Origin of the sequence: Microbacterium oleivorans (assembly GCF_023715745.1) — a bacterium.
In the GTDB taxonomy this organism is placed as follows: Bacteria; Actinomycetota; Actinomycetes; order Actinomycetales; family Microbacteriaceae; genus Microbacterium; species Microbacterium oleivorans_D.
In genome coordinates this window covers 298576-313495 of record NZ_JAMBOV010000002.1, presented here as the reverse complement: position 1 = coordinate 313495, position 14920 = coordinate 298576, and the positions used below count along the sequence as shown (strand labels likewise).

At 70.2% G+C, this 14920-nt stretch carries 18 protein-coding genes and 1 tRNA gene; 9 read left to right on the top strand and 10 right to left on the bottom strand.

The features are described 5' to 3' along the window. Positions 1-60: 60 nt before the first annotated feature. The gene (locus M3190_RS06315) at positions 61-366 is read left to right on the top strand and encodes a MerR family transcriptional regulator (protein WP_251579713.1); all 306 of its coding nucleotides are present in this window, start codon (positions 61-63) and stop codon (positions 364-366) included. Between the two features lie 2 nt (positions 367-368). Here the strand turns inward: M3190_RS06315 and M3190_RS06310 are convergent, their stop codons facing one another. Beyond that, the gene (locus M3190_RS06310) at positions 369-803 is read right to left on the bottom strand and encodes a DUF6069 family protein (protein ID WP_251579711.1); all 435 of its coding nucleotides are present in this window, start codon (positions 801-803) and stop codon (positions 369-371) included. Positions 804-894: 91 nt separating this feature from the next. Here M3190_RS06310 and M3190_RS06305 point away from each other — a divergent pair, with 91 nt between their 5' ends. Next, on the top strand, positions 895-1491 hold the full coding sequence (locus tag M3190_RS06305; protein WP_251579709.1) for a TetR/AcrR family transcriptional regulator: 597 nt from the start codon (positions 895-897) through the stop codon (positions 1489-1491). A gap of 71 nt (positions 1492-1562) precedes the next feature. Continuing rightward, positions 1563-2024 carry a hypothetical protein gene (locus M3190_RS06300; RefSeq protein WP_251579708.1) on the top strand — a complete coding sequence of 154 codons (462 nt, stop codon included), beginning with the start codon at positions 1563-1565 and terminating at the stop codon, positions 2022-2024. A 35-nt stretch (positions 2025-2059) separates the two neighbouring features. Here the strand turns inward: M3190_RS06300 and M3190_RS06295 are convergent. The 4 genes from M3190_RS06295 to galU form a co-directional block, all read right to left on the bottom strand. After that, a tRNA-Ala gene (locus tag M3190_RS06295) sits at positions 2060-2135 on the bottom strand. Positions 2136-2189: 54 nt separating this feature from the next. Continuing rightward, on the bottom strand, positions 2190-3185 hold the full coding sequence (locus tag M3190_RS06290; RefSeq protein WP_251579705.1) for a large exoprotein: 996 nt from the start codon (positions 3183-3185) through the stop codon (positions 2190-2192). Positions 3186-3257: 72 nt separating this feature from the next. Continuing rightward, entirely contained in the window at positions 3258-3878 is a 621-nt protein-coding gene (locus M3190_RS06285) for a GNAT family N-acetyltransferase (protein WP_251580416.1), read from the bottom strand. Between the two features lie 22 nt (positions 3879-3900). After that, positions 3901-4779: a UTP--glucose-1-phosphate uridylyltransferase GalU gene (gene galU, locus M3190_RS06280; protein ID WP_251579703.1), complete on the bottom strand. Its 879-nt coding sequence runs from the start codon at positions 4777-4779 to the stop codon at positions 3901-3903. Positions 4780-4856: 77 nt separating this feature from the next. Between galU and M3190_RS06275 the strand changes: the two genes are divergently transcribed. Genes M3190_RS06275 through mscL form a run of 3 tightly spaced genes read left to right on the top strand, consistent with a single transcriptional unit; the run spans position 4857 to position 6222 of the window. Continuing rightward, positions 4857-5447 carry a 5-formyltetrahydrofolate cyclo-ligase gene (locus tag M3190_RS06275; protein WP_251579696.1) on the top strand — a complete coding sequence of 197 codons (591 nt, stop codon included), beginning with the start codon at positions 4857-4859 and terminating at the stop codon, positions 5445-5447. A gap of 14 nt (positions 5448-5461) precedes the next feature. Beyond that, positions 5462-5734 (top strand): FmdB family zinc ribbon protein, encoded by a 273-nt coding sequence (locus M3190_RS06270; protein WP_251579687.1) that lies wholly within the window; start codon positions 5462-5464, stop codon positions 5732-5734. A gap of 32 nt (positions 5735-5766) precedes the next feature. Further along, positions 5767-6222, top strand: a complete 456-nt coding sequence (mscL, locus tag M3190_RS06265; RefSeq protein ID WP_251579685.1) for a large conductance mechanosensitive channel protein MscL — start codon at positions 5767-5769, stop codon at positions 6220-6222. A gap of 4 nt (positions 6223-6226) precedes the next feature. Here mscL and M3190_RS06260 read toward each other — a convergent pair whose 3' ends face one another. Both M3190_RS06260 and M3190_RS06255 read right to left on the bottom strand, forming a co-directional pair. Beyond that, positions 6227-6403, bottom strand: a complete 177-nt coding sequence (locus M3190_RS06260) for a hypothetical protein (protein ID WP_251579677.1) — start codon at positions 6401-6403, stop codon at positions 6227-6229. Continuing rightward, positions 6393-10085, bottom strand: a complete 3693-nt coding sequence (locus M3190_RS06255) for a DEAD/DEAH box helicase (protein WP_251579675.1) — start codon at positions 10083-10085, stop codon at positions 6393-6395. Before M3190_RS06255 ends, M3190_RS06260 begins: the two co-directional genes overlap by 11 nt. A gap of 194 nt (positions 10086-10279) precedes the next feature. Here M3190_RS06255 and M3190_RS06250 point away from each other — a divergent pair, with 194 nt between their 5' ends. Next, positions 10280-10804, top strand: coding sequence for a methylated-DNA--[protein]-cysteine S-methyltransferase (locus tag M3190_RS06250; protein ID WP_251579673.1), 525 nt, complete (start codon positions 10280-10282; stop codon positions 10802-10804). 57 nt (positions 10805-10861) lie between these two features. Here the strand turns inward: M3190_RS06250 and M3190_RS06245 are convergent, their stop codons facing one another. Together M3190_RS06245 and M3190_RS06240 are read right to left on the bottom strand one after the other, a co-directional pair. After that, positions 10862-12481, bottom strand: a complete 1620-nt coding sequence (locus M3190_RS06245; RefSeq protein WP_251579671.1) for a solute symporter family protein — start codon at positions 12479-12481, stop codon at positions 10862-10864. Then, positions 12478-12828, bottom strand: coding sequence for a DUF485 domain-containing protein (locus tag M3190_RS06240; protein ID WP_251579669.1), 351 nt, complete (start codon positions 12826-12828; stop codon positions 12478-12480). The genes M3190_RS06245 and M3190_RS06240 overlap by 4 nt, the downstream gene beginning before the upstream one ends. Before the next feature lie 125 nt (positions 12829-12953). Between M3190_RS06240 and M3190_RS06235 the strand changes: the two genes are divergently transcribed. Both M3190_RS06235 and M3190_RS06230 read left to right on the top strand, forming a co-directional pair. Then, positions 12954-13802: a helix-turn-helix transcriptional regulator gene (locus tag M3190_RS06235; RefSeq protein WP_251579667.1), complete on the top strand. Its 849-nt coding sequence runs from the start codon at positions 12954-12956 to the stop codon at positions 13800-13802. Positions 13803-13830: 28 nt separating this feature from the next. Further along, on the top strand, positions 13831-14196 hold the full coding sequence (locus M3190_RS06230) for a histone-like nucleoid-structuring protein Lsr2 (RefSeq protein WP_251579665.1): 366 nt from the start codon (positions 13831-13833) through the stop codon (positions 14194-14196). 15 nt (positions 14197-14211) lie between these two features. On the opposite strand, the gene M3190_RS06225 is transcribed toward M3190_RS06230, so the two are convergent. Then, positions 14212-14871 (bottom strand): LysE/ArgO family amino acid transporter, encoded by a 660-nt coding sequence (locus M3190_RS06225; RefSeq protein WP_439958010.1) that lies wholly within the window; start codon positions 14869-14871, stop codon positions 14212-14214. Positions 14872-14920: the final 49 nt, after the last annotated feature.

Genomic DNA, 14920 nt, shown 5'->3' with positions numbered 1-14920 from the left:
GACACCGTGTCAAGGTCAAGCGAGACGATCCGTATCGGCGAACTCAGTCGCCGGAGCGGCGTGAGCCCTCGTTCACTGCGGTACTACGAGCAGCACGGACTGCTCACCTCCCACCGCGCCGACAACGGCTACCGCGAGTACGACCCCGCGGCCGTCGTGCGGGCGAGCGCCATCCATCTGCTCTTCGACATGGGCTTCCCGCGCGACGTCGTCGCGTCGGTCCTCACCTGCATCGGGGACGTCCCGGCCGAGACCCATGATGCGGTCCGCCGACAACTCGCCGAGGTGCGAGACGATCTCGAGGCGCAGATGGTGAGACTCGCCGACACGCATCGACGGGTGAGCGCGTTCCTCGACGCTCCCTGAGGCTACGGGGCGGCGGTCCGGTCGGCCGCGACGTACGCAGCCACCGCGCAGGCGGCGACGATCACGTGCATGACCATGAGCCCCAGGATGGCCGGCGGGTTCGACCCGGGGATCACCGGGAAGGCGAGCAGCAACACGTCCGGCACGAAGGACGCGACGAGGACCGCGGGGACGAGCACGGCGAGGACGCGCCGCGGGTTCTTCGCCCGCGCGCGGACGAGTCGCCAGCCGATCCATCCCACGGTGATGCCGATGACGCTGAACAGCGCTTGCGCCGGAACCGAGAGGGGGCCGAAGTCGGCGGGCGCCCCCAGCGAGATCGCGACGGCTGCCGCACCCGCATTGAGCAGAACGGCGACGATCATCGCCGCCGCGAGCAGCAGGGCGGTGCGCGGGCGCAACCGCGTGTTGGGCTTCGGCGCGGAAAGAGTGGCCATGACGTCTCCGATCGCGAGGCGGTGGATATCGGTTCCGATCAGTACCGATAAGGATACGGTACCGCTGGGAACCGGTGGATACAATGACCGGATGCCGACTCCCTCCGCTGCCGTCGCCGCGGGACGCCCACGCGACCCGGACGTCGACCGCAGCATCCTCACGGCCACGCAAGACCTCCTGATCGAGGAGGGCTACGCCGGCACGACGATCGCCGCAGTCGCAGCGCGTGCGCACTGCGGCAAGTCGGCCATCTACCGGCGGTGGGCCACGAAGGCCGAACTGGTCGTCGCTGCGGTGCTGGCCACGCAGGTCTCACCCTCGCTCCCCGACACCGGCGACCTCCGGGAGGATCTCCTCGCCTCGGCGATGCACTACAGCGACTCGGGTGACCGGGCCGGATCGGTGCTCGCGAGCGTCCTGAGCGAGATGGGCCGCGACCGGGAGCTGTACGACGCTGCCTACGAGAAGATCGGCGCTCCCCCGACCGAGACGCTCATCGCCGTGGTGGAGCGCTGGCGCGATCGGGGCAGGGTGCCCAGGGAGACGAAGGTCCGCCTGATCGCCTCGGTCATCCCGACCGCGGCCTTCGGCAGCGTCGTGCTGCGGCGCCGCGCTCTGACCGCAGCGCAGATCACCGAGCTCGTCGACGACATCATTCTTCCCGCGCTGGCAGCCCGCGCGTCGTGACCACCGCAGGGCGGATGCGTCGGCGATAGTGGCATCGACGACGCATCACGTCCGTCGCTCGAGGGGGAGAAATGAAGAACACCGCCATCGCCCTGTCTGCTGCCTGCGCAGCCTCGCTCGTGCTCGCCGGCTGCACGCCGCAAGCGCGACCCGCGCCCACCACGACGGTCACTGTCACCGAAACGGTCACCGCGTCGCCGACACCCGCAGCGAGCCCGGCGCCCGACGCGGGCGCCGTCGCCGACGACGCATACGCCGCACCGACGATGAGCAGCGCCGATGCCATCACCGAATGCGTGGCCGCGCACGACCGCGCAGACGTCGACTCCACCCTGACCGGCGAGACGTACGCGTTCCTCACCCGGGGCGGTGCGTGGTGGGTCGTGATGGAGGGCGAGAACGAGAACGGTCCGCTGTACGGCGACTGCACGGTGCGCGGTGACGACCAGGAAGTCGGCTACGGCGAATCGGTTGTGGACGCCTTCACCCCCGACCTCGTCGACACCGTCGTCAACGAGAAGGGTGGGCTCTGACAGAAGAAAAGACCCCCGCGAACGGGGGCCTTTCGTGGTGGACCTGAGGGGATTCGAACCCCTGACCTCTTCATTGCGAACGAAGCGCGCTACCAACTGCGCCACAGGCCCGGAAGCCTCAACATTACCACGACCGACACGGCCGCTCGAACGCGAGGCGGGCTCTCACTGCCCCGATGCGCGGCGTGCGAGCAGCTCCCGCACATGTGCCTCGATGCGCTCATCGTCGGCGGGTCCGGCGTAGGCGACCTCTGCCGCACGGGTACGGCGGGCGGTGTCGATGGACGGCGGCGCGGCCTGCGCCGCGCGCTCGCGCAGGGCCTCTTCGACGGCCGCGTGACGCAGCGCTTCGCGCGCCTCGGATGCGTCGAGCACGGCGGCCGCGCGTGAGCCGGCGGATGCCGTGAGCGGACGCGGCAGCGTGCGGGGGGTCCATTCCGCGCGATCCGACTCGAGAGCGACGTCCTGCACGGATCCCGCCTCGCGCACGACGGCAGCGGGTACCACGCGGGATGCCGCTCGTCGCGCGACGGTGTTCATGCGGACGAGGACGAGGAGGCTCGCGACGACCGTCGTGACAGCGACGGCGAGCACGGTCCAGCCGGCGCCGATCGCGCCGAGGTAGCCGCCGACACCGGCGACGACGACAGCCGCAGCGCCCGCGATTGAGGCGGTCAGTCGCACCCGCCGACGGGCGCGGGCACGACGGGCGGCGGGCAGGGCACGGGCGGCGGCGGCCTCCGCGACGGCACGCTCCCGAGCGATCGCGGCATCCGCTCGCGCCTTCTCGCGGGCAGCTCCCGCGTCGGCGATCGCGCGACGCCGCTCGGCCTTGGCGAGCTCACGGTCGAGGGCGGCCTGCGCCTTGGCCGCGGCGAGCTCGGCGCGCGCGGCTTCGAGGCCGACGCTCTCCTGCTCGGCCTGGACGCGACGGGCCAGGCGCTGCTGCGCGAGGGCGGTGCGGGCGTTCAGCTCGAGACGGACCTCGCCGGGTGTCTCGCTCGTCTCGGCGAGCACCCGGAGGGCCTGGTTCAGGCGCACGGCGTTGCGCTCAGCCGCCTGATACTGATGACGGCCGTGCCACGACGGCAGGAGGTACACCAGCCACAAGAGGACAGCGACGAGGACGATCACCCCGCCACCCATCACCTGCTCACCCATGCCGCTCACCGTATGTCGCCGGAGCGCCACGACCCGGCATCCGCTGGGCGTGTCTGAACTTCTGGTTGAGGGTTAATGGTCGGAGGGAGGGATGGATGCCGCGTCCTGCGGCGCCCGCCCGGCCAACCACCGGTTCAGGACCCCCTCGCGGACCTCCTCGCGCACGAGCGCGAACGCGTAGTGGTCCCGCCAGTCGCCGTCGATATGGATGTAGCGGCGCCGCAGCCCCTCGTAGCGGAAGCCCAGCTTCTGCACGACCCGAAGGCTCTTCGTGTTCTCGGGCCTGATGCAGATCTCCATCCGATGCAGACGCAGGTCCTCGAAGCAGACGTCCGTTGCGAGCGCAACCGAGGTCGGCGTGATTCCCTTCCCGGCGAAGCGCTCGCTCACCCAATACCCGATCGTCGCCGAAGACAGCGACCCGCGGGCGATGCCCCAGACGTTCAGCTGGCCGGCGATCTCGCCGTCGTACTCCATGACGAAAGGCACACCGGTGCCGTCGCGGTACTGCTGCAGCAACCGGCGCACCCCGCTGCGCATGTCGAGGGAGATCGGGCCGTCCGGGCTCGTGGCCTCCCACTGCCTGAGCCACGACCGGTTCTGCACCAGTTCGGTCTGCAGGGTCTTCGCGTCACGCGGGCGCACGAGCCGGATCGATATCGGGCCGTGCGCGCGCACGACCGGGCCGTCCATGCCCATCAGTGACGCGTCGGGTTCACAGACCCGATGCGAAGTCCTTGATCCAGGGCCGGAGCTCGGCGCCCAGGTCCTCGCGATCGACCGCGAGCTGCACGATCGCCTTGATGTAGTCGGCGCGGTCACCCGTGTCGTACCGGCGACCGCGGAAGACGACGCCGAGGACGCCCTCAGTCGAGGCGAGCTCCTCGAGCGCGTCGGTCAGCTGAATCTCGCCACCCTTGCCCGGCTCGGTGCGCTCGAGCACTTCGAAGACGCCGGGCGTCAGGACGTAGCGACCGATGATGGCGTAGTTGGAGGGTGCGTCCTCCTTCTTCGGCTTCTCGACCAGGCCCGTGACCTTGACGACGTCGGGCTCCCCGGTCTCCTCGACGGCGGCCGCGCCGTACATGTGGATCTGGTCGGGCGAGACCTCCATGAGCGCGATGACGGTCAGGCCGGTCTTCTTGTTCTGCTCGAGCATCTTCTCGAGGAGCACGTCGCGCGCATCGATGAGGTCGTCGCCGAGCAGCACGGCGAAGGTGCTGTCGCCGACGTGCGAGCGGGCACGCAGCACCGCGTGACCGAGGCCCTTCGGCTCGCCCTGACGGACGAAGTGGATGTCGGCCATGACCGACGAGTCCTGCACCCGCTTGAGCTTCTCGTGGTCGCCCTTCTTGGAGAGGTTGGACTCGAGCTCGGGGACGGAGTCGAAGTGATTCGAGATGTTGTTCTTGTTGCGCCCGAGGATGATGAGCACATCGTCGATCCCGGCGGAGACGGCCTCTTCGACCACGTACTGGATCGCGGGCTTGTCGACGACCGGCAGCATCTCCTTCGGCATGGCTTTCGTGGCGGGCAGGAAGCGGGTGCCCAGGCCCGCGGCAGGGATGACGGCTTTGATGCGCTCGGAAGACATGACCCTCACCATACAGATCACTCGTGTCCTGTCTACGACACGGCGGGACGGTGGGCGTGTCCCTTTAGAATCGGACCATGACCGGCCCCGTGGACACCGAGAAGCGTGCCCTGCGCGCCGAACTCCGCGAACGCCGACAGCAGCGCTCGGCCGGCGCTCTCGATGAGGCCGCCGCAGGCATCCGGGCGCAGCTCGACGCTCTGGTCGCCGAACACGGCGTCCGGTCGATGTCCTGCTTCCTCTCGACCACCACGGAGCCCGGCACGCGCGAGTTCATCGCCGCTGCCGTGGGCCGCGGCATCCGCGTCCTCCTGCCCGTGACCCGGGCGGACGGCCTGCTCGACTGGGCCGTCGCCGAGCGCGAGGGCGACATCGCCGAGGGGATGTTCGGTCTGCCCGAACCCGTGGGCGAACTGCTCAGCCCCGTCGCCGTCAACGACGTCGACCTGCTCGTCATCCCCGCTGCCGCCGTCGACCGGAGCGGGATGCGGCTGGGCTGGGGTCGCGGCTACTTCGACAAGACCATCGGGTCGATGGAGAAGTGCCCGCCGGTCTATGCCGTCATCTTCGACTCCGAGCTGGTCGACGAGGTCCCCCGCGAGCTCCACGACCAGCCCGTCTCGGGCGTCGTCACCCCCACCCGCACCGTCCGTCTCCCCCTCCGCTGAACCACCGAGGTCTCATGCCCACCTACGCCTATGCCTGCACCGCGTGCGGACACCGCTTCGACGCCGTCCAGTCGTTCTCCGACGCCGCCCTCACCGAATGCCCCGAGTGCGGCGGGCTCGTCCGCAAGCAGTACGGCTCGATCGGCGTCACCTTCAACGGCTCGGGCTTCTACCGCACCGATTCGCGCAGCACCAGCTCCCCCGCGTCCTCTGGCGAGGGCTCGGGTTCTTCGACATCATCGAAGAAATCCGAAGCATCCGCTTCGCCCGCTCCCGCGGGTTCGTAGCCCGGCTCCGTGCCGGCGGAGGGAGGACAGCCATGATCCAGGGCTTCAAAGACTTCATCATGCGCGGCAACGTCATCGAGTTGGCGGTCGCTGTCGTCATAGGCACGGCGTTCACTGCTCTCGTGACGGCCATCGTCAACAGCATCATCAACCCGCTGATCGAGCTCTTCTACAAGCCGGACCCGAACTCCGACAAGGTGGGGCCCAGCTTCACCGGTCTTCACGGCGATCCGGTCGTCTTCCCGCTCGGTGGCCTGCTCACCGCCATCATCAGCTTCTTCGCCGTGGCGATCGTCGTCTACCTGGTGTTCGTCGTCCCGATGAACAAGTGGAAGGAGCGTCAGGCCGCCAAGGCCGGCGTGGTCGAGGAAGAGGCGAAGCTCCCGACCGAGGCCGAGCTGCTCGTCCAGATCCGCGACCTGCTCGAGCAGCAGCGCGGAACGGGAGCACCCACGCGGGTGAGCGAACCGCCGTCGCCGTCGATCTGACGCGTCAGTAGTGCGGCGGGACATCGTCCCGCATGCGCGCATCGTTCGGGCCGGATGCCGGGGGTTCACCCGCGTCCGGCCCGTTCTTCGTCTCGGGGCTCGGGTCCGTCCCCGGCGCAGGCGTCAGCTTGGCGCGACGCGACCCCGGGACCCGTTCGACGCGCTGGCGATCAGTCGACATCGATCGGCTGGGTGGATCCGGGCGCCGAGGGCGTCTCAGGCTGGACCCCGATGACCCCCGCGATGCGAAGGGCGACAGCGGCCGGGTCGTTGTACACGTCGAACGCGTGGACTCGCACGTAGTGCCATCCCAGGCGGCGCAGCAGCTGAGGGCGCCGCCGGAGGGTCTCGCGCAGGCTGTCGTGGGTCGTCTCAGGATCGATGTCGGCGACGACGGCCTTGCCCTTGAACTGCGCCACGAGCGGCAACTGTCCGCCGCGATAGTGCACATCGACCGAGACGCCCAAGCTCCGCAGGTGCTGGGCGAGCGTCAGGGTGAGCGGATCCGCCAGGTCCTCGAGTCGTGCATCTCGCCCGCGGGCGGCGATCCGACCGAGGATCGCCATGAGGGTGGCGGCGCCGAACGTGAGACGTCCTTCGTCGAAGGCCGAGGGACGGATCGACGAGACGATCACCATCGAACGGCGTGCGCGCGTCATGCCGACCGTCAGCAGTCGTTCGCCGTCGGGGGTCGACAGGTCGCCGAAATCGCTGAGGACACGGCCGTGCTTGGTCAGGCCGAACCCCAGCGAGAAGATGACACGGTCACGGCTCTCAGCGACGGATTCCTCGAGGCCGAGCACCGCGAAGGGCTCGGCGGTCTCTCGCCCGACGAAGTCGGCGACGTCCGACCGCCCCGCGAAGGCGCTGGCGACGGCGGCGCGGACGCGCTCCGCGTGCCGCGCAGAGGCCGTCACCACCATGAGCGACTCGGCAGGACGGTTGATCGCGTGCTCGACGACGAGGGTCACGACGCGGGCGACCTCGGCGTCCGGACTCTCGACGGCGCCCGTGTCTGGGTCCGGCGCTCCGGTGCCGCCCTCGACGTAGTCGACGCTGAGGCTGCCGCGGCCGAGGTAGGAACCCGCCCAGGGCAGTGAGCTGATCGCACCGCCGTAGAACGCGTCGTTGACGAGCTCGGCGAGGTCCTCCCCGCCGGCGCGGTAGCTGCGGGTGAGGGTCTCCACCGGGATCAGCTCACGGAGCCGCTCGAACACGCTCGTCTCGTCGAACGGCACCTCCGGGGTGTCGAGGTCGTCGCCGCGTCCCGACCACAGCCGGAAGGGGGTCGGCCGCTGCGTCACCGGGTCACCGAAAACGACGACCTGGCGCGCACGGCGCAGCGCGGGGGTCGCTTCGGCGAGGCACAGAGCTGCGGCGTCGGCGATGATGACGACGTCGAACTCGGGGTGGTCCGGAACGTGCGGCACCTCGTACGGAGAGGCGAGCCACACGGGTGCCAGGACGCGCATGAGGGTGGGCGCGGAGGCGACCAGTTCCGATGCCGATGCCGTCCCGCCGCGCAGCGCGGCCTTCAGCGAGGCGGCCTCGCGCGGCTCGTCGACGATGGCGATCCGCCACCGCTTGGCCAGCTCGGAGGCCAGCAGCGGCCCGGATGACGAGGCGTGTGCTTCGTCGACGAGGCGGAAGTCGCGCTCGAGCCGATCGAGGACGGTCGTGTTCGCGCCGAGCAGAGCCCGGTCCGACCGCAGCATGGCTTCGAGCGCGGAGCGCCACCAGGCGTACTCGAACTCGGCGGCGACCTCGGACTCCGGCACGTGCCGCGTCGACAGCTCCATGAGGAGCGGCTCGAGACCCAGCTGGGCGAGCTCGCTGCGCAGTGCCGCCCGCTCGACGAGGTTGTCGAAGACGTCGGATGCCGCGGCGAGCCCGGCGAGCGTGCGGAGCAGCTCCGGGATCGGCAGGCCGGCCAACCCTTCCGAGCGCCCGAGTGCCCGGTCGAGGTCGGCGAGGTCGGCGTTCGCCCGCTGCCAGGCGGCCGCGACGTCGTCGAGGCCGATCGGGATCTCGGGCACGACCCCCGCGTCGACGAGCTGCTGCCACTGCGTGCGCTGGTTCTGCACCCGCAGCAGCGCTTCGTGCATGTCGGTGACGTGCATGCCGGGCCGCACGTACTCCTTCGACAGCCGACGCAGGCGGCGGCGGTTCGCCGTCGTCATCTGGGCGGAGTCACGACGCGACGAGTGCGCGGCGATCAGATCCGTGAGGGGGCGCTCGAACACGGTGGGGCTGAAGCGGTCGAGCGACGCGCGGATGCCCTGCAGCAGCTGCACGTACGAGCCCATCTCGGCGATCGTCGTGAACGGCCGCATCCGCGTCTGACCGATGAGTTCGTAGCCGCGCTCGAGGAGGGCGGGGACCTCGGCGCGGTGCAGGCGACCGGCGAGGGCGTGCGCGGCCCGCGCCTCGTCCGTCGTCGAGAACGCCACCCCGTACCAGGGCGAGTCGTCGGGCCCGATCCGGAACTCTCCGAGTCGAGCGGATGCCGCGAGGGCCTCTGCCGCCTCGACGCGTCGCGTCGCGAGACGCTGCACGGTCGCGAGGTCGAAGCGCGTGGTCGCGGTGGGCTGCGGGTCGTGCTCGGCGATGCGCGTCAGCTCGCGCAGTGCCTCGAGCGGCGAGACACCCACCGAGGCGTGGCGCTGCGTGAGCGCGGCGCGATAGTCGCGCAGCACGGTGCGCAGGCGCACGAGCGCGTCGTCCACTTCGGCGACCTTGGGCTGCTCCGCCTTCTCGTTGCGCGCGATCGCGCGGATGAGGTCGCGGTGCAACCGGGTGGGCGAGACGGCGAGGCCGGGCAGGCCGATCCCGGCGAGACGGTGACGCACGCCGTCGAGGGTCGACCGACGGGCGCTGACGACCAGCACGCGCTTGCCTGAGCGGACCAGCTCGCCGACCGCGTTGATGACGGTCTGGGTCCCGCCGGTTCCGGGAAGGGTGTGGACGGCGAGCGACTGTCCCTCGGTGATGCGGGCGAGAACCGCCTCCTGCTCCGCATCCGCGTCGAGGATCAGCCGATCCGAGGCGGGCGTGCGATCGTCGGGGCTGACCGCGTCGGGCTGGGGACGGACGAACGAGAGACGCTCGCGATCTGCCGGGTGGCCCGCGAGCGCGTTGAGGACGGGGTGGTCGAGGTCGACGGCATCCCGCTCCATGTCGGAGGCGACGTCGGCGAACGTCGAGACCACCAGACGCGGCTGCACGGTGAAGGTGGGCACGTGCGCGGTCAGGGCACGCAGTCGGTCGATGACGGGCTGGGGCTGGAACACCCCGCCGTCGTAGGCGAGCGCGGCGAGCGCCTCGCCGTCCAGGTCGACGCCGAAGTGGATGCGCGCGGCCGTGACCAGCTCGCGGTTGACATGGAAGGGGCCGTGCAGTCTCAGGTCGAAATCGGTGTGGTGCCGGCGGATCGTCAGCGGACGCAGCAGCACGGGAGCGGTGCAGCTCACGCCGCCGATCCGCCAGGAGGCCATGCCGATCGCGAGGTGCACCGTGTCGAGTCCGCGCGCGGTGCGCAGTTCGACGTCCTTGGACGTGATGCGCTCAGCGGCCAGACGCGCCGTCCGGAGGGCCACCTCGTCGCGGAACATGTTCGACAGCAGTGTCGGGCGCCCCGTGATGAACTGCGGGAGGCTGCCGGGATGCGCCTTGGTGATGTCGATGCCGGCATCACCGTCGTCACGGTAGTGCAGCAGCGTCGAGGGACCACCCAGCTGGGCGGCCTCCTCGCGCAGTCGCTTGCGCTCCGGGACCGCGGCGTGCATGACGAGCACCTCGGGGTCGGACAGGGTCACGTCCGCCGGGGTCACCGCGGGCATCTGCTCGGCACTCTCGCCGCGCACAGCACCGCTCTCTGCTCGCCACACACCGAAAACACTAGGCGCGTCAGGCTGGGAAAGCGGGATCGACGGCCGAGTTTCGCGGATCGGTCGCCGCGCGGGCGGACTTTCCTCCACAACCGCGTCGGGATGCCGCCTGTCCCCGCCCGCACCCTCCCCCGCTCTCGACACCCGGACCCGACAGCCATGATGTGGTCATGACGATCGCAACCTACTCGGTGCACCGGACACCGATCGGCGAGGCCCTCCTGGTGACGACCGAGGCGGGCCTGGTCGCGTTGTCGGTCCTCGACGGCCCGGCCTACGCGGAGGTCTCTCGGCTCAGCATGCTGCTGCACGCCGTGCCGACCCCCGACGACGGTCCGTCCTCGAGGGCGGCGGAAGAGCTCGACGAGTACTTCGCCGGCACTCGACGGGCGTTCACGGTGCCGCTCGATTGGCGCCTGACCGGCGGGTTCACCCGACGGGCCCTCGAGGCCATCGTCGAGGTCCCGTACGGCGAGACGGCCTCGTACGCCGAGATCGCCGTGGCCGCGGGGTCGGCGCGGGCGCATCGCGCGGTGGGGACCGCGTGCGCCCGTACGCCCTGGTCGATCGTGCTGCCTGCCCACCGGGTGATCCGCAGCGACGGGTCGCTCGGCGAATACGGCGGCCGGCCCGAGCACAAGCGGTTCCTCCTCGACCTCGAGGAGCGGGTCGCCAGTTCGACGGGCCGCACATGACGGAGGCGGGCAGGGACGTGTAGGCCGTCCCTGCCCGCCTCGCCGCAGCGTGCGCGCTTAGTGGTCGACCGCCTTCTCGGCGCCGTAGCCGGTGAGCGAGCGGACCTCCATCTCCGCCGCCTTCGTCGCGTCCTCCGCCTTGCGGGAAGTGACGGACCCGAGCCAGCCGAGCAGGAAGCCCACCGGGATCGAGATGATGCCCGGGTTGTTGAGCGGCCAGATCGCCGTCCCGACGTTCTTGAACACACTCGTCTCGGTGCCCCAGAACACCGGCGACAGGACGATGAGCACGATGGCGGTCGCGAGGCCGCCGTACATGCTCCACACGGCGCCGCGCGTCGTGAACTTGCGCCAGAACAGGGAGTACAGGATCGTCGGCAGGTTCGCCGAAGCCGCGACGGCGAAGGCCAACGCCACGAGGAACGCGACGTTCTGTCCCTGCACCCCGATCCCGCCGAGGATCGCCAGCACGCCGATCACGATCACCGTGCGACGGGCCACCTTCACCTCGCCGTCCGGCGGGACGTTCCCCTTCTTCACGACGTTCGCGTAGATGTCGTGCGCGAAGGACGCGGCCGCGGTGATCGTGAGTCCTGCGACGACGGCGAGGATCGTGGCGAATGCGACAGCCGAGATGAAGCCGAGCAGGACCGGCCCGCCGAGCGCCGCCGCGAGCAGCGGTGCCGCCGAGTTGACGCCACCGGGTGCCGCCTTGATCGTCTCGGATCCGACGATGGCGCCGGCCCCGTAGCCGAGGACCAGCGTCAGCAGGTAGAAGAGTCCGATCAGCCAGATCGCCCAGACCACCGAACGACGCGCCTCCTTGGCCGTCGGGACGGTGTAGAAGCGCATCAGGACGTGAGGCAGACCCGCAGTGCCGAGCACGAGCGCGATCGCGAGGGAGATGAAGTCCCACGGATTGGCCCCGTACTGCAGGCCGGGACCGAGGATCGCGTCCTGCGGATCGGTCGTCGACTTCTGCACGGCCGCCTCGAGGAGCGTGTCGAGGCTGAACCCGTTGATCGCGAGGACCCAGATCGTCATCACGATGGCGCCGCCGATGAGGAGGAACGCCTTGACGATCTGCACCCACGTCGTGCCCTTCATGCCACCGATGAGGACGTAGACGATCATCAGCACGCCGACGACGGCGACGACGATCGACTGACCGATCTGCTCGGTGATCCCCAGCAGCAGCGAGACGAGCCCGCCGGCGCCTGCCATCTGGGCGAGGAGGTAGAAGAAGCACACGGCGAGCGTCGTGATGGCGGCGGCGAGCCGCACCGGGCGCTGCTTCAGCCGGAACGACAGCACGTCGGCCATCGTGAACTTGCCGGTGTTGCGCATGAGTTCGGCGACCAGGAGCAGGGCGACGAGCCACGCGACGAGGAAGCCGATCGAGTAGAGGAATCCGTCGTACCCGTTGATGGCGATGGCGCCGACGATGCCCAGGAAGGATGCCGCCGACAGGTAGTCGCCGGCGATGGCGAATCCGTTCTGGGGGCCGGTGAAGGAGCGGCCGGCCGCGTAGTAGTCGGCGGCCGTCTTGTTGTTGCGGCTCGCGCGGATGACGATGAACAGGGTCACCGCGACGAACGCGCCGAAGATCGAGATGTTGAGGACGGGGTTGTTCTCGGCCGCTCCGGCGGGTGCCGCGGCGAGGAGGATCGGGCTCATCGGGCTTCCTGCCTCTCGAGGTCGGCGCGGATCTCGGAGGAGATCGGGTCGAGCCGGCGGTTCGCGAACGCGACGTAGCCCATCGTGATCGCGAAGGTGGTGACGAACTGACCGAGACCCAGGAGCAGGCCGATGGTGATGTGGCCGAACACCTCCTGCGCCATGAAGTCCGGGGCGAACGACGAGAGCAGGACGTAGACGAAGTACCAGAGGAGGAACAGCACGGCCAGCGGGAAGACCACGCTGCGGTGCTTCTTCTTCAGCTCGACGAACCGCGGCGATCGTTCGACCGCGACGTAGTCGATGGCACTCCCCTCCACGCCTCTGTGGGGTGACTGGGACGACATGTGGCCTCCTTGCCTCATGGGGTGAGCGACGGTGCTCGCACGGGCCGTTCCTGAGAATCAGCCGCGTGGTAGGTTCGACCGTACGAAGGCGGCAGAGGTGCCGTCACCCCCGGAAGTAGGTACGCGTGGGATCGTCGGTCGAGAGCGACGCGGACACGCGGCTCGTCTCCCGAGCCGTGTCCGATCTGGCCCGTCAGACGCGCTTCCCCGTCGTCTTCGGCGGTCTCGAACGCGGCGGCGCCGTCCACGTGACGGCGATCTCGGGGGCGCGCACGCGCAGCATCGAAGGGCTCGTCGTCGAAGCGGGCCGAGGGCTGGGCGGGGCCGCCATGATCGAGAAGCGTCCGCGTCTCGCGCTCGACTATCGGACGGCGCGGACGATCACCCACGATTACGACCGCGCCATCCTCGGAGAGGGCATCTCCACCCTCCTGGCCGTTCCGGTGGTCGTCACCGGGCGTCCCCGCGGCATCGTCTACTGCGGATCGTGGACGCCCGGCCCCGTCGGCGATCTCGTCAGCCGACCCGCCTTCCGCGCCGCCGACATGCTCGCCACCGAGCTGCGGGTCCGTGAAGAGGTCGACCGGCGCGTCGCTGCCCTCCAGCCTGCCGAGCCCGCTCTCCCCGCCTCCGCCCAGGAGAACCTGCGGGAGAGCTACGCCGAGCTGCGGAGCATCGCGGCATCCGTCACCGATCCGGATCTCCGGCAGCGGATCGCGGCGGTCGAGCGACGTCTGGCCGGGATGTCGCGGCCCGCACCCGCCGAGGCGGCACTCGATGTGACGCTCTCCCCTCGCGAGCTCGACGTGCTGGCCTGCTGCGCCCTCGGCGCCACGAACGCCGAGATCGCCGCGTCGCTGTCGCTGCGCGAGGGGACGGTCAAGTCGTACCTGCAGGCGGCGATGGCGAAGCTGGATGCCTCGACCCGGCACGCCGCGGTCGCCAAGGCGCGCCGTGCCGGCCTTCTGCCGTAGCGGGCACCCGCGCCACTAGGGTGAGCGCATGGCTCGCAAAATCGTGCATCAGCTCGTCGACGACCTGGACGGCACCGTCCTCGAGGTCGGCGACGGGGAGACCGTCCTCTTCTCGCTCGACGGCACCGCCTACGAGATCGACCTCACCCACGACAATGCCACCGCCCTGCGCGACGTGCTCGCTCCCTACATCGACGCAGCGCGCCGTGTCTCGTCGCGCGCGACGACCGCCCGCACGACGACCTCGTCGAATGGCGGCGGTCGCCAGCAGAAGCGGGCCGGCCAGCGCGACTACGCGCCCATCCGCGAGTGGGCGGCCAAGAACGGCTACCAGGTGTCCGAGCGCGGACGCGTCCCGGCCCAGGTGCTCGACGCGTACGACGCCGCGCACTGACCGCGGCGAGCCCCCTCAGCCGAGGATGAGGCTCACGGCGATCACCAGCATGACGACGGCGATGCCGCCGTCGAGGATCCGCCATGCACGTGCGGTCCGCAGGAGCGGCGCGAGGTAGCGCGCTCCATAGCCGAAGAGCACGAACCAGAGCGTGCTCCCCGCGATGCCGCCTGCGAGGAAGTACCACCGCGCATCGCCGTGGGTGGCCGCCACGGACCCGAGCACGACAGTGGTCTCGACGATGGCGTGAGGGTTGAGCCAGGTCACGGCGAGGATCGTGAGGAGTGTCGCCGTGCGGGTCGCCGCCCGAGGGCGCACGAGGACCGCACCCGGAGCCGCGGCATCCGTCGGGGCCTCCGGCTCCGCGGCTTCGAGGCTTCCGCCGCCGCGCCATGCGCGACGCGCGCTCACGATGGCGAATCCGACGATGAACGCCGCGCCCGCCCATCGGGCGAGGGTCTCGAGCCAGGGGTGCGCGGTGACGAGGGTCGCGACGCCGGCGACGCCCAGGGTCTGCAGGATCGCGTCGCTGACGACGCAGACCAGGACGACGATCCCCACGTGCTCGCGCCGCAGCCCCTGCCGCAGCACGATCGCGTTCTGGGCGCCGATGGAGACGATGAGACCGAGGCAGAGGCCGAGGCCGGAGAGCAGAGCGACGAGTTCGGGGGTCACAGCTCTCACGGTAGGTGTGGATGGTGCATGCAGTACAGCGAAGGATTCT